The sequence below is a fragment of the Klebsiella sp. GG_Kp173 genome (assembly GCF_040062415.1).
Lineage (GTDB): Bacteria > Pseudomonadota > Gammaproteobacteria > Enterobacterales > Enterobacteriaceae > Klebsiella > Klebsiella quasipneumoniae.
Genome location: NZ_JBEAFZ010000004.1, coordinates 34,339 through 48,604, shown reverse-complemented (window position 1 = coordinate 48,604; position 14,266 = coordinate 34,339). Strand labels below are relative to the sequence as shown.

Below are 14,266 nucleotides of genomic sequence, written 5' to 3'. Positions count from 1 at the left end.
GCGGCTAACGCCTTACCCGACCTACGGTCCGTGCCATTGCGGGTTTGGTAGGCCGGGTAAGCGGAGCGCCACCCGGCATGCAGGGAGCTTACAGTTTGGCAAACACCCGACGCGCGGCGTCGATGGTATTGTCGATATCTTCTTCGCTGTGGGCCACGGACATAAAGCCAGCCTCAAATGCTGACGGCGCCAGGTACACGCCTTCCTCCAGCATCAGATGGAAGAAGCGCTTGAAGCGTTCGACATCGCACTTCACCACATCCTGATAGCAGGTGACAGTTTCGGCATCGGTAAAGAAGATGCCGAACATGCCGCCGACGTTATTGACCACCAGCGGGATCCCGGCGTCACGCGCCGCATCAAGCAGACCTTGCGCCAGCTGGTTGGTCAGCTCGGTGAGGGTTTCATGCACGCCCGGCTGCGCCACTTCGCTTAAGCAGGCGAAGCCGGCGGCCATGGCGATCGGGTTACCGGAGAGGGTACCGGCCTGATAAACCGGGCCGGTGGGGGCCAGAGCGTCCATCACCTCGCGACGGCCGCCGAAAGCGCCTACCGGCATCCCGCCGCCGATGATTTTCCCGAGACAGGTCAGATCCGGCTCCACGCCGTAATAAGCCTGCGCGCCCGCCAGCGCCACGCGGAAGCCGGTCATCACTTCGTCGATGATCAGCAGGGCGCCAAATTCGTCGCACAGCGCGCGCAGGCCCGGCAGGAACTCCGGCTGCGGCGGAATACAGTTCATATTCCCGGCGACCGGTTCGACGATGATGCAGGCGATATCCTGTGGATATTGCTCGAACGCCGCGCGCACCGAGGCGAGGTCGTTATAGGTGCAGGTCAGGGTATGTTTGGCGAAATCAGCCGGCACGCCCGGCGAGTTCGGCTGGCCGAGGGTCAGCGCGCCGGAACCGGCTTTCACCAGCAGGCAGTCGGCATGGCCGTGGTAGCAGCCTTCGAACTTGATGATCTTGTCGCGGCCGGTGAAGCCGCGCGCCAGGCGAATCGCGCTCATGGTGGCTTCGGTACCGGAGTTCACCATTCGCACCATATCCATGGTCGGTACCAGCTCGGTCACCAGCGCCGCCATTTTCACTTCCATTTCGGTCGGCGCGCCAAAGCTCAGGCCGCGTGACGCCGCCTCGATCACCGCGTTGCGGATCGCCGGATGGTTGTGGCCCAGCACCATCGGACCCCACGAGCCGACATAATCGATATAGGCCTTTCCATCCACGTCATAGAGGTAAGCGCCATCCGCGCGTTCGATAAACAGCGGGGTGCCGCCGACGCCGGTAAAGGCGCGCACCGGCGAGTTAACGCCGCCGGGGATCAGTTCGCGCGCAGTATGGTACAGATTTTCAGATTTGCTCATGGCCAGGGTCCTGGTTCGTGAAAAATGTTTTATCGGCTATTCTAAGTTATTCCAGGATGGTTATGAAAGTTTTGCCCAATTGAAACAATGTGCCGCAAGGGCATTTTTTTGACGACGCAGCGCGCCGGGGCGGCTAAAATGCCTCTCTCTTCATTTGTATTACCAATAATTGATAACGGCATGAAAGCAGAAACTCCCTCTTTTGAAGCACATCAGTTCGTGCGGGTGCGTCGCGGCGATGCGGTGCGCCGCTTAATTCAGCGCGATAAAACGCCGCTGGCGGTGCTGTTTATGGCGGCGGTGGTCGGCACGCTGGCCGGGCTGGTGGGCGTGGCGTTTGAAAAGAGCGTGAACTGGGTGCAGAACCAGCGGATCGGCGCGCTGGCGCAGGTAGCGGACCACTGGTATCTGGTCTGGCCGCTGGCGTTTATCTTGTCGGCGCTGCTGGCGATGGTCGGCTATTTCCTCGTGCGCCGCTTTGCGCCGGAGGCTGGCGGATCGGGGATCCCTGAGATCGAAGGGGCGCTGGAGGAGCTGCGGCCGGTGCGCTGGTGGCGCGTGCTGCCGGTAAAATTCATCGGCGGCATGGGGACCCTGGGCGCCGGAATGGTGCTGGGACGCGAAGGGCCGATGGTGCAGCTTGGCGGCAACATTGGGCGCATGGTGCTGGATATTTTCCGCATGCGCAGTCCGGAAGCGCGGCACACGCTGCTGGCGACCGGCGCGGCATCGGGTCTCTCAGCGGCTTTTAACGCGCCGCTGGCTGGTATCCTGTTTATCATCGAAGAGATGCGCCCGCAGTTCCGCTACAACCTGATCTCCATTAAAGCGGTATTTACCGGCGTGATCATGTCGAGCATTGTGTTTCGCATTTTTAACGGCGAGGCGGCAATTATAGAGGTGGGCAAGCTGAGCAATGCCCCGGTGAATACGCTGTGGCTGTACCTGGTGCTGGGGATGCTGTTTGGCTGCTTCGGCCCGCTGTTTAATTTTCTGGTGCTGCGCACCCAGGATCTGTTCCAGCGCATTCACGGCGGCAACATCAAAAAATGGGTGTTAATGGGCGGGATCATCGGCGGGCTTTGCGGTCTGCTGGGGCTGATGCAGCCCTCCGCGGTGGGCGGTGGCTTTAACCTGATCCCCATCGCCGCCGCCGGTAACTTCTCCGTCGGTTTGCTGCTGTTTATCTTTATTGCTCGCGTGGTGACCACGCTGATCTGCTTCTCCTCCGGCGCGCCGGGGGGCATCTTCGCCCCGATGCTGGCGCTCGGCACGCTGCTGGGCACGGCGTTCGGCATGGCGGCTATTCCGCTGTTTCCGTCCTACCATCTCGATGCCGGCACCTTCGCTATCGCCGGCATGGGCGCGCTGCTCGCCGCCTCGGTGCGCGCGCCGCTGACCGGGATTGTGCTGGTGCTGGAGATGACCGATAACTATCAGCTCATTTTGCCAATGATTATTACCTGCCTTGGCGCAACACTACTGGCGCAATTCCTCGGCGGTAAGCCTTTGTATTCGACCATTCTGCAACGTACTCTGGCGAAGCAGGAGGCCGAGCAGGCGGCAAAAGCGCAGCAGGCGCCCCGGGAGAATACTTGAACGATTTACCAGGGTATTAGATAATGGCTCAAAAGGCCCGGTTATTCTTTAACCGGCCGGAAGTATCAATGGGAGCAAAAAATGAGTGATGACGTAGCGTTGCCGCTGGAGTTTACCGAAGCCGCAGCCAATAAAGTAAAACACCTGATTGCGGATGAAGATAATCCGAACCTGAAACTGCGCGTGTATATTACCGGCGGCGGTTGCAGCGGTTTCCAGTATGGCTTCACCTTCGACGATCAGGTGAACGAAGGGGATATGACCATTGAGAAACAGGGTGTCGGCCTGGTGGTTGACCCGATGAGCCTGCAGTATCTGGTCGGCGGCTCTGTCGACTATACCGAAGGGCTGGAAGGTTCGCGCTTTATCGTGACCAACCCGAACGCGAAAAGCACCTGCGGCTGTGGATCCTCGTTCAGCGTGTAAAGCGAGTGCGACCGGGCGTCTTCCCCTTCTGCGAGAGGGCGCCAACGTTAAAAACGGTAACCTCAGGTTACCGTTTTGCTTTTATGACCGTCCGTTATCGTCCAGCGCAAACGTCGGCAGCTTCAGGTGCCAGCGGATCGCCGCCAGACGAATCACCAGGGTCACCACCATCCCCATCATCGCCGAATTCTCCAGCGGGAGATGAAAGGTGTCGTGCGCGGTGGCGTGGACAATGCCGCCCACAATACAGGCGGTGGCGTAGATCTCGGTGCGCAGAATCATAGGAATTTCGCGCGCCAGCACGTCGCGGATTATCCCGCCGCCAACGCCGGTCACCACGCCCATGCACACCGCGACCAGCGGGCCGCTGCCGGCGAGAAACGCTTTATTCACCCCGATGCCGACAAACACCGCCAGACCGACGGCATCAAGAACGGGCAGGATCCATTTCGGCAGCCGGCGCGGCTGGCGGACCAACAGGATGGTCAGCATGCTGGTGACCATCGCCACCACCAGATCGGTGGGATCTTTGACCCAGAATACCGGGCCATTCGCCAGCGCCATATCGCGGATGGTACCGCCGCCCACCGCCGTCACCACGCCTAACACCAGCACGCCGAATGGGTCCATACGCAATTTCCCCGCCAGCAGAACGCCGGAGATCGCGAAGACAGCTGTGCCAATAATATCCAGCCAATAGACAAGCATCGTTGATTCCCACTGAACATCCGGTATGCCGGATGGTTATTTTACCTGGTCGAGCGCCGCACAAAGTTGTTTGGCGGCGAGGATAATACGTGGGCTTGCGCGTTCAAACCAGTCGCTGTGTAACGCAATCAACGAAATGGTGAGCTGATGTTGCCAAAAGCGCTGCGCTTCGGCGATGCGGCTGGCGTCGCCGGTCACCACAATCGCCTGCGGCTGACGGGCCAGCACCTGTTCGCGGCTCACCTGCGGCCAGGGAACGCGGCTGGCGGCAAAGATATTCTCGCCGCCGCACAGCCTCAGCACCTGATCCTGAATTGAGCCGGGGCCGCTGGTGAATAGCGGTGCGGAACCGAACTGCAGGAAGACGCGTTTCTTCGGCGCGCTGGCATAGCGCGCTTTCAGCGCATCGTATTCCTGCTGCATCGCCTGCGCTGCCTGCTGTGCTTTTTCCGGCTGTGGACTCCACTGCGCCAGCTGACGCAGGGTGGCGATGATCTCTTCGATGGTCGAAGTCTGCACCCAGAGGACGTGGATCCCCAGCGACTGCAGCTGGTTAACCTGACGTTCGGCATTACCCCCGCGCCAGGCCAGCACCAGGTCTGGCTTGAGCGCTACGATGCGCTCCAGGTTCATTCCCTGCCAGCTGGCAACCTGCTCAATCGTTTTGGCCTGCGGCGGATAATCGGAATAACTGCTGACGCCGACCGGCGTGATCCCGGCGGCAAAGGCCAGTTCGGTATTGGCGGGGGAGAGGGTGATCACCCGCGGCGCGGCCAGCAGCCACGCCGGGGCGAGTAACAGCAGCGCGGCAAGCGCGAAGGAGAGCGACTTAGCCACGTGCCAGGTTCTGTACCAGATTCTCCACCATCAGGGTGGACTGTCTGGCGGCGACCGCAAGGAACTCCTCAAAGCTGAGGTGGGACTGCTGGTCGGCCACATCGGAGATGGCGCGAACCACCACGAAAGGAACCTTAAAGTTATGGCAGACGTGAGCGATGGCGGTCGCTTCCATTTCCACAGCGATCGCCTGCGGGAAATTATGGCGGATCTTCGCCAGACCGACAGAGCCGTTAATGAAGGCATCACCGCTGACGATTAGGCCGCGAACGGCATTGAGATCTAACGCGTTAATGCAGCTCTCCGCCGCGGCCACCAGTTTTTCGTCCGCTTTAAAGCCGGCCGGACAGCCAGGCAACTGGCCGTACTCATAGCCGAAGGCGGTGACGTCGGCGTCGTGGTAGCGCGCTTCATCGGAGACGACGATATCGCCGACCTTCAGCGTCGGCGCCAGGCCGCCGGCAGAGCCGGTATTAATGATCACGTCAGGCTGGCAGCGCTCCAGCAGCAGGGTCGCGCCCATCGCCGCCGCCACTTTCCCGATACCAGACTTCAGCAGCGCGACGTCAACGCCGTGAAGTTGGCCGGTATAGATTTCGCTCCCGCCAATAGTGATAGTCTGGCGGTTTTCGATTTTGTCGCGCAGAAGGGTAACTTCCTCTTCCATAGCGCCAATAATGCCAATTTTCATAGATTTACTCGCGATGTGTCAGGTTTAGTTGCATAGTCTATCATGCGCTTAAGGGGAAGCGTATTGCTCGCGCGGGAGAGGCTATGGCAAAGATTGATTTTCGCAACAAGATAAACTGGCGTCGACGCTTCCGTTCGCCGCCGCGTGTCGAGACGGAGCGCGACATCCTGCGGATCTTCGAAAGCGATCGGGGACGGATCGTCAACTCGCCGGCAATCCGTCGCTTACAGCAAAAAACTCAGGTCTTCCCGCTGGAGCGCAACGCGGCGGTGCGTACCCGCCTGACCCACTCGCTGGAGGTGCAGCAGGTGGGACGCTATATCGCCAAAGAGGTGCTGAGCCGGCTGAAAGAGCTGAGGCTGCTGGAAGAGCTGACCGGGCCATTCGAGAGCGTGGTGGAGATGGCCTGCCTGATGCACGATATCGGCAATCCCCCGTTTGGCCATTTTGGCGAGGCGGCGATTAACGACTGGTTCCGCCAGCGTCTGGCGCCCGGCGATGCGCTCGGGCAGCCGCTGACCGACGATCGCTGTGAAGTGCAGGCATTACGCTTGCATGAAGGGGAAACGTCGCTTAACGCGCTGCGCCGCAAAGTGCGCCAGGATCTCTGCAGCTTTGAGGGCAACGCCCAGGGCATTCGTCTGGTCCATACGCTGATGCGCATGAATCTGACCTGGGCGCAGGTCGGCTGTATTCTGAAATATACTCGGCCGGCGTGGTGGTCCGAGGCGACGCCAGCCAGCCACAGCTATTTAATGAAAAAGCCTGGCTACTATTTAGCCGAAGAGGAGTATGTGGCGCGCCTGCGTAAAGAACTGGATCTGGCGCCTTACAATCGGTTCCCATTAACCTGGATTATGGAAGCCGCGGATGACATCTCATATTGCGTCGCGGATCTCGAGGACGCGGTGGAAAAACGTATTTTCAGCGCTGAGCAGCTTTATCAGCATCTTTACGACGCCTGGGGCTGCCATGAAAAAGGATCGTTATTCTCGCAGGTAGTGGAAAATGCCTGGGAGAAATCACGAGCCAATTCCCTGAAACAGAGCGCGGAAGATCAGTTTTTTATGTATTTGCGGGTGAACACGCTGAATAAGCTGGTGCCCTACGCGGCGCGCCGATTTATTGACAACCTGCCGGCCATCTTTACGGGCGACTTTAATCATGCGCTGCTTGAGGACGACAGCGATTGCAGTCAGCTGCTGGAGCTTTATAAAAATGTGGCGATGAAACAGGTGTTTAGCCATCCGGATGTCGAGCAGCTGGAATTGCAGGGCTACCGGGTGATCAGTGGCCTGCTCGATATCTATCAGCCGCTGCTGAAATTATCGCTCGAGGATTTCAGCGAATTAGTGGCGCAGGAGCGGGTACGGCGTTTACCCATTGCCTCCCGGCTGTATCAGAAACTATCAACCCGCCACCGGCTGGCCTATGTGGAAGCGGTAAATAAGCTGGCGCGCACGGCGCCTGAATTTGCGCTGATGGAATACTATTATCGCTGCCGTCTGATTCAGGATTATATCAGCGGGATGACGGATTTGTATGCGTGGGATGAATATCGGCGGCTAATGGCGGTGGAATAAGCTGGAGTTTTGTAAAGATGGACAATAAATTTTTACTTTTTCCAGAAACTTAATTCCGGAACTTAGCGCTATAAAATGACTCTGATAGTCACGTACACAGCAACTTTCGTTTTCTGATATTGAGATTGAAACTGATGAAAAAAACCACGTTAGCAATGAGTGCACTGGCTCTGAGTTTAGGTCTGGCGTTGTCCCCGCTCTCTGCGAGCGCGGCAGAAACGGCATCTTCGGCCACTAATGCACAGCAGATGCCAAGCCTGGCCCCGATGCTGGAGAAGGTGATGCCGTCGGTGGTGAGCATTAACGTTGAAGGTAGCACCACCGTTAATACCCCACGGATGCCACGTAACTTCCAGCAGTTCTTTGGCGATAATTCGCCGTTCTGCCAGGACGGTTCTCCTTTCCAGAGTTCGCCGTTTTGCCAGGGCGGCGGACAGGGCGGTCAGCCTGACGGCGGCCAGCAGCAGAAATTTATGGCGCTGGGCTCCGGCGTCATCATTGATGCCGCCAAGGGGTATGTGGTGACCAACAACCACGTCGTGGACAACGCCACCACAATTAAGGTTCAACTGAGCGATGGCCGTAAGTTTGATGCCAAAGTCGTTGGCAAAGATCCGCGCTCTGATATCGCGCTGATTCAGATTCAGGATCCGAAAAACCTGACGGCGATTAAGCTCGCCGACTCTGACGCGCTGCGCGTTGGCGACTACACCGTGGCTATCGGTAACCCGTTCGGTCTGGGCGAAACCGTGACCTCCGGGATTGTTTCCGCGCTGGGTCGTAGCGGCCTGAACGTGGAAAACTACGAAAACTTTATCCAGACCGATGCGGCGATTAACCGCGGGAACTCCGGCGGCGCCCTGGTGAACCTCAACGGCGAGCTGATCGGCATCAATACCGCCATTCTGGCGCCGGACGGCGGCAACATCGGTATCGGTTTTGCTATCCCAAGCAACATGGTGAAAAACCTGACCGAGCAGATGGTGAAATATGGCCAGGTGAAACGCGGCGAGCTCGGCATCATGGGGACCGAACTGAACTCTGAGCTGGCGAAAGCGATGAAAGTCGACGCTCAGCGCGGCGCCTTTGTCAGCCAGGTGATGCCGGGTTCGGCGGCCGCGAAAGCGGGCATTAAAGCCGGCGACGTGATCACCTCTCTCAACGGGAAGGCGATCAGCAGCTTCGCCGCGCTGCGTGCCCAGGTCGGCACCATGCCTATCGGCAGCAAAGTTGAGCTTGGTCTGCTGCGCGACGGCAAACCGGTGACCGTGACCGTCGAACTGCAGCAGAGCAACCAGACCCAGGTTGACTCCAGCACCATCTTCAACGGGATTGAAGGGGCGGAAATGAGCAACAAGGGTCAGGACAAAGGTGTGGTGGTCAATAATGTGAAAGCCGGTACCCCGGCGGCGCAGATTGGCCTCAAGAAAGGCGACGTCATCGTCGGGGCGAACCAGCAGCCGGTGAAAAACATCGCCGATCTGCGGAAAATCTTCGACGCCAAACCGTCCGTGCTGGCGCTGAATATTCAGCGCGGCGACGCCTCTATCTATCTGCTGTTGCAGTAACAGTCAGCGCTCGCTCTCCAGCCCCTTCCCTCGCCGAGGGCAGGGGCTTTTTTTCGTTCTGTGACCGCTTCCACAACTCCACATATCTCACCCGGGCTTCGGGCATATGCACAATGCAGCAGAGCAACGACTCTTTTATGCTGGTGCCCTGCAAAGGGGAGGATTACATGGCTGGCTGGCATCTTGATACCAAAATGGCGCAGGATATTGTGGCGCGGACGATGCGCATCATCGATACCAATATCAACGTGATGGATGCCCGCGGGCGGATTATCGGCAGCGGCGATCGGGAAAGGATTGGTGAATTGCACGAAGGCGCGCTACTGGTGCTTTCCCAGGGGCGGGTGGTGGATATCGACGATGCGGTCGCTCGCCATCTCCACGGAGTGCGTCAAGGGATCAACCTGCCGCTGCGCCTGGAGGGGGAGATCGTCGGGGTGATCGGCCTGACCGGCGAGCCGGAGTCGCTGCGAAAATATGGCGAGCTGGTGTGCATGACGGCTGAGATGATGCTGGAGCAGTCGCGACTGATGCATCTCCTGGCGCAGGACAGCCGTCTGCGCGAAGAGCTGGTGATGAACCTGATTCAGGCGGAAGAGCATACCCCGGCGCTGAACGAATGGGCGCAGCGTTTAGGAATTGATCTGAATCAGCCGCGCGTGGTGGCGATGATTGAGGTGGACAGCGGCCAGCTCGGCGTGGACAGCGCGATGGCGGAGCTACAGCAGTTGCAGAACGCGCTGACCACCCCCGATCGCAATAATCTGGTGGCCATTGTCTCGCTCACGGAAATGGTGGTGTTGAAACCGGCGCTGAACAGCTTTGGCCGCTGGGACGCAGACGATCACGTCCGGCGCGTCGAGCAGCTTATCGCCAGGATGAAAGAGAATGGGCAGCTCCGCTTCCGCGTGGCGCTGGGCAATTTCTTCACCGGTCCCGGGAGTATCGCCCGCTCTTACCGTACCGCACGCACGACGATGATGGTGGGCAAGCAGCGGATGCCGGAGAGCCGCTGCTACTTCTATCAGGATCTGATGCTGCCGGTGCTGCTTGACAGCCTGCGCGGCGGCTGGCAGGCCAATGAGCTGGCCCGTCCGCTGGCGCGTCTCAAGGCGATGGACAACAACGGGCTGCTGCGGCGGACGCTGCAGGCGTGGTTTCGCCATAACGTGCAGCCGCTGGCGACGTCAAAGGCGCTGTTTATTCATCGCAATACCCTGGAGTACCGTTTGAATCGTATCTCGGAGCTGACGGGGCTGGATCTTGGCAGCTTTGACGACCGGCTGCTGCTGTATATTGCGCTGCAGCTGGATGAACAACGCTAAGGCGTGGAGGTAAAAAAATGCCGGGTAGCGACTCGCCATACCCGGCCTTGGACGATGCATGCTGTCGGTAGCGGCTTGATACCGCCAGCCCGGTCAGGCGACGCGCCGCCGGGGATGCGCTTACTTACGGGTGAGCTTTTCCAGATCGGCTTCGATTTCGCTGATCTTATTGGTGACCACACTTTCCAGATGGCGTAAATCGTCGAGGATTTTACGCTTGAGATCGATTTCAGTGCGATCGCGCTGGCAGATCTGATCCAGCTCATCGATAACGTAGCGCAGGTTCGGGCTGATCTCCTGGACCTCTTTGTAGCCCTGGCCGACGCCGTCGGCGACGACGGTTTTGCGTTGACGCGGATATTTGAACTTCACGCTCTTGGCGAAGAATTCGCCTTTGTCTTTCTGAAAGTAAATTTTCAGAATGTCATTGTTAGCTTCCTGCCGCAGGCTATAGCGATCGATCTCATCAGGGTTGGTAATGCCAAGACTTTTCAGATTATCGTACATAACGGTACCTTTGATAGCATCATAACCATTGAATAATTAACGAAAAAATCCATTTTCGCCAGCATCAAATATAAAAAAAGCGGGATATCTCCCGCTTTTTATTTGCTTTAGTCGATGGTGCGCAGCAGTTCGTTAATGCCGACCTTGCCGCGGGTTTTGGCATCGACTTTCTTCACGATCACCGCGCAGTACAGGCTGTATTTACCATCTTTCGACGGCAGGTTGCCTGATACCACTACCGAGCCAGCCGGTACGCGGCCGTAGAAGACTTCGCCGGTTTCGCGATCGTAGATTTTGGTGCTCTGACCGAGGTAAACGCCCATGGAGATCACGGAGCCTTCTTCGACAATCACCCCTTCAACCACTTCAGAGCGCGCGCCGATGAAGCAGTTATCTTCGATGATGGTCGGGTTCGCCTGCAGCGGTTCCAGTACGCCACCAATGCCGACGCCGCCGGACAGGTGAACGTTTTTACCGATCTGCGCGCAGGAGCCGACGGTGGCCCAGGTGTCAACCATGGTGCCTTCGTCAACGTAGGCGCCGATGTTCACATAGGACGGCATCAGCACGGTGTTGCGGGCGATGAACGCGCCCTGACGAACCGCTGCCGGCGGCACCACGCGGAAACCTTCTTTCTGGAAACGCGCTTCGTCATAGTCAGCGAATTTCATCGGGACTTTATCGAAGTAGCGGCTTTCCGCACCATCGATAACCTGGTTATCGTTAATACGGAAAGAGAGCAGTACCGCCTTCTTCAGCCACTGATGCGTCACCCACTGACCGTCGATCTTCTCAGCGACGCGCAGCGCGCCGGAATCCAGAAGGGCGATAACCTGGTTAACCGCTTCGCGGGTCACGGTATCCACATTAGCCGGCGTGATGTCGGCGCGACGCTCGAAAGCGGACTCAATAACGTTCTGTAACTGCTGCATTGTTTCTTTCCATTCACTAAAAAAAATACGTCACCCTTTATCGTTTGGATTGAGGGCCGCTGTCAACCGTTGTTGCACTTCTTGTTGCAGCTCATTATTAAGGGCACGCCGGTCGGCGGTAGCGATTATAAATAAATCTTCTACTCGCTCACCAATTGTCGTAATTCGCGCCCCGTGAAGCGAAATTCCGAGGTCGGCGAATACCTGACCGACACGGGCGAGCAGCCCGGGCTGGTCAAGGGCTATCAGCTCGAGAAACGATTTCCGATCGGTATGGGTCGGCAGGAAATTTACCTCGGTGTCCACCGAGAAATGACGCAGTTTTGCCGCCTGACGACGGGGCGCCGGGGGTTCCCAACTGCGCTGTGTGATGGTCTGCTCCAGACCCTGGCGGATCGCTTCGTGGCGATCGGCGGACAGCGGACTGCCGTCGGGTTCGAGGACAATAAAGGTATCCATCGCCATGCCGTCGCGGGTGGTGAAGATCTGCGCATCGTGGACGCTGAGGTTGCGACGGTCCAGTTCGCCACACACCGCGGCGAACAGGTAAGGGCGATCCGGGCTCCAGATAAAAATCTCCGTTCCGCCGCGGGTGGCCTGCGAGCTCAGGAGGATCATCGGCTTATTCAGATCGTGGCGCAGCAGGTTGCGGGCGTGCCAGGCGAGCTGCGTCGGCGTATGTCGCACGAAATAGTTGGCGCGGCAGCGGTTCCAGATCTGATGCAGCGCCTCTTCATTAATATTGTCCATCCGCAGCAGGGCCAGCGCCTGCAATTGATGGTGACGCACGCGTTCGCGCATGTCCGGGGTGCTTTGCATGCCGCGACGCAGCTGTTTTTCAGTGGCGAAATAGAGTTCGCGCAGCAGGCTCTGCTTCCAGCTGTTCCACAGGGTTTCGTTGGTGGCGCAGATATCGGCGACGGTCAGACACACCAGATAGCGCAGGCGATTTTCCGTTTGCACCTCCTCGGCGAACTGCTTAATCACCTCCGGATCCTGAATATCGCGCCGCTGGGCGGTGACCGACATCAGCAAGTGGTGACGCACCAGCCAGGCGACCAGCTGCGTTTCCCGGGAGTTCAGCCCGTGCAGCTCGGCAAACTTCAGCACATCCTGTGCGCCGAGGATCGAGTGGTCGCCGCCGCGCCCTTTGGCGATATCGTGGAACAGGGCAGCGATTAAAATCAGCTCCGGGTGCGTTAAGCGCGGCCATAGCTCCACGCACAGCGGGTGGCGGCTACGAGTCTCTTCTTTAGCAAAACTCTCCAGCTTGAGCATCACGCGGATGGTGTGTTCATCGACGGTGTAGGCGTGAAACAGGTCGAACTGCATCTGGCCGACGATATGAGACCACTGCGGCATATAGGCCCACAGCACGCTGTGACGATGCATCGGCAGCAGTCCGCGACTCACTGCCCCCTGATGGCGCAGCATGCTGAGAAAGAGTGTGCGTGCCTCCGGGATATAGCACAGCGGCTGGGTCAGATGGCGGCGGGCGTGGCGCAGATGGCGCAACGTCGTGGAGTAGATGCCGGTGATGGTGCTGTTGCGCACCATAATATAAAACATGCGCAGAATGGCCTGCGGCTCGCGAATAAACAGCGTATCGTCACGCAGATCGATCAGCGTGCCGCGCAGCTGGAAGTCATCATCGATCGGGCGCGGTTTTTCATCCTCGGTCAGCGCAAGGATGGCCTCTTCAAACAGCTGCAGCAGCATCTGGTTCAGCTCGCTCACCCGGCGGGTGACGCGGAAGAAGTCCTTCATCATATGCTCAATCGGCTGGTTGCCGTCGCCTTCATAGCCGAGCCGGCGGGCGACGCTGAGCTGGCGGTCGAAAAGCAGGCGGTTGTCATAGCGAGTGAGTTCGAGATGCAGCGCGAAGCGGATACGCCACAGTTGATGCAGACACTCGTTGAGCTCATTGCGCTCGGCTTCGGTCAGAAAGCCGAAGCCGACCATCTCATCCATTGAGGTGGCGCCGAAATGGCGGCGAGCCACCCACTGTAGCGTATGGATATCGCGCAGGCCGCCGGGGCTGCTTTTCACGTCCGGCTCGAGGTTATAGCTGGTGCCGTGATAACGCTGATGACGGACGTTCTGCTCTTCGACCTTGGCGGCGAAGAACTTTTCTGATGGCCAGAAGCCGTCGCTAAAAATATGTTTTTGCAGCTCAAGGAACAGCGCGACGTCGCCGATCAGCAGGCGCGATTCGATTAAGTTCGTGGCGACGGTGAGATCTGAAAGCCCTTCCAGCAGACACTCTTCGAGAGTGCGTACGCTATGGCCTACCTCCAGTTTGACGTCCCACAGCAGCGTCAGCAGTTCGCCGACCTTTTGCGCCTGGTCGTCCGGCAGCTTTTTGCGGCTGAGGATCAGCAGATCGACGTCAGAAAGCGGATGCAGCTCGCCGCGACCGTAGCCGCCGACGGCCACCAGCGCCAGGTCGCAGACGGATTCGAATCCACTGGCGATCCACAACCGCTGCAGCAGCTGGTCGATAAATTCGGTGCGCGCCGCAATGAGCAGCTCCGCGGCGATACCGGCGTCAAACGCCTCGCCCAGCCAGTGCTGAAAGGTATCGATGTGCGCCTTTATTGCAGCACAGTTCAGATCGCCCTGCGGCCAGCTCACCGGATGTTCCGGCGGGATGGGCAGAAGAGGGGAGGCTGTGTCAGGTAATGAGTTGCTCATCGCGTCACCATAAGAAAAAACTATCTA

12 protein-coding genes are annotated in these 14,266 nt (G+C 58.5%); 5 read left to right on the top strand and 7 right to left on the bottom strand.

All coding sequences use genetic code 11. The features are described 5' to 3' along the window. Positions 1–88 precede the first annotated feature (88 nt). Positions 89–1,369 (bottom strand): glutamate-1-semialdehyde 2,1-aminomutase, encoded by a 1,281-nt coding sequence (gene hemL / locus ABLU50_RS04405; RefSeq protein ID WP_004204435.1) that lies wholly within the window; start codon positions 1,367–1,369, stop codon positions 89–91. 180 nt (positions 1,370–1,549) lie between these two features. Here hemL and clcA point away from each other — a divergent pair, with 180 nt between their 5' ends. Both clcA and erpA read left to right on the top strand, forming a co-directional pair. Then, complete coding sequence (gene clcA / locus ABLU50_RS04400; RefSeq protein WP_004204436.1) at positions 1,550–2,968, top strand: H(+)/Cl(-) exchange transporter ClcA; 1,419 nt, start codon at positions 1,550–1,552, stop codon at positions 2,966–2,968. 81 nt (positions 2,969–3,049) lie between these two features. Further along, positions 3,050–3,394, top strand: coding sequence for an iron-sulfur cluster insertion protein ErpA (erpA, locus tag ABLU50_RS04395; protein ID WP_002889275.1), 345 nt, complete (start codon positions 3,050–3,052; stop codon positions 3,392–3,394). Positions 3,395–3,475: 81 nt separating this feature from the next. Here the strand turns inward: erpA and ABLU50_RS04390 are convergent, their stop codons facing one another. Genes ABLU50_RS04390 through mtnN form a run of 3 tightly spaced genes read right to left on the bottom strand, consistent with a single transcriptional unit; the run spans position 3,476 to position 5,630 of the window. Continuing rightward, the gene (locus tag ABLU50_RS04390) at positions 3,476–4,102 is read right to left on the bottom strand and encodes a TRIC cation channel family protein (protein ID WP_004204437.1); all 627 of its coding nucleotides are present in this window, start codon (positions 4,100–4,102) and stop codon (positions 3,476–3,478) included. 36 nt (positions 4,103–4,138) lie between these two features. Then, entirely contained in the window at positions 4,139–4,939 is an 801-nt protein-coding gene (btuF, locus tag ABLU50_RS04385; RefSeq protein ID WP_004204438.1) for a vitamin B12 ABC transporter substrate-binding protein BtuF, read from the bottom strand. After that, positions 4,932–5,630: a 5'-methylthioadenosine/S-adenosylhomocysteine nucleosidase gene (mtnN, locus tag ABLU50_RS04380; RefSeq protein ID WP_004204440.1), complete on the bottom strand. Its 699-nt coding sequence runs from the start codon at positions 5,628–5,630 to the stop codon at positions 4,932–4,934. The genes btuF and mtnN overlap by 8 nt, the downstream gene beginning before the upstream one ends. 83 nt (positions 5,631–5,713) lie before the next feature. Between mtnN and dgt the strand changes: the two genes are divergently transcribed. The 3 genes from dgt (at position 5,714) to cdaR (ending at position 10,106) form a co-directional block, all read left to right on the top strand. After that, positions 5,714–7,213 carry a dGTPase gene (gene dgt / locus ABLU50_RS04375; RefSeq protein ID WP_323084014.1) on the top strand — a complete coding sequence of 500 codons (1,500 nt, stop codon included), beginning with the start codon at positions 5,714–5,716 and terminating at the stop codon, positions 7,211–7,213. A 134-nt stretch (positions 7,214–7,347) separates the two neighbouring features. After that, positions 7,348–8,781: a serine endoprotease DegP gene (gene degP / locus ABLU50_RS04370; RefSeq protein WP_004145870.1), complete on the top strand. Its 1,434-nt coding sequence runs from the start codon at positions 7,348–7,350 to the stop codon at positions 8,779–8,781. A 167-nt stretch (positions 8,782–8,948) separates the two neighbouring features. Further along, positions 8,949–10,106, top strand: coding sequence for a DNA-binding transcriptional regulator CdaR (gene cdaR / locus ABLU50_RS04365; protein WP_004204443.1), 1,158 nt, complete (start codon positions 8,949–8,951; stop codon positions 10,104–10,106). Between the two features lie 120 nt (positions 10,107–10,226). Here cdaR and ABLU50_RS04360 read toward each other — a convergent pair whose 3' ends face one another. From ABLU50_RS04360 to glnD, 3 genes are all read right to left on the bottom strand, one after another. Next, the gene (locus tag ABLU50_RS04360) at positions 10,227–10,613 is read right to left on the bottom strand and encodes a DUF3461 family protein (protein WP_002889292.1); all 387 of its coding nucleotides are present in this window, start codon (positions 10,611–10,613) and stop codon (positions 10,227–10,229) included. 107 nt (positions 10,614–10,720) lie between these two features. Next, the gene (gene dapD, locus ABLU50_RS04355) at positions 10,721–11,545 is read right to left on the bottom strand and encodes a 2,3,4,5-tetrahydropyridine-2,6-dicarboxylate N-succinyltransferase (protein ID WP_002889295.1); all 825 of its coding nucleotides are present in this window, start codon (positions 11,543–11,545) and stop codon (positions 10,721–10,723) included. Positions 11,546–11,575: 30 nt separating this feature from the next. Next, entirely contained in the window at positions 11,576–14,239 is a 2,664-nt protein-coding gene (glnD, locus tag ABLU50_RS04350) for a bifunctional uridylyltransferase/uridylyl-removing protein GlnD (protein WP_017900651.1), read from the bottom strand. Positions 14,240–14,266 lie beyond the last annotated feature (27 nt).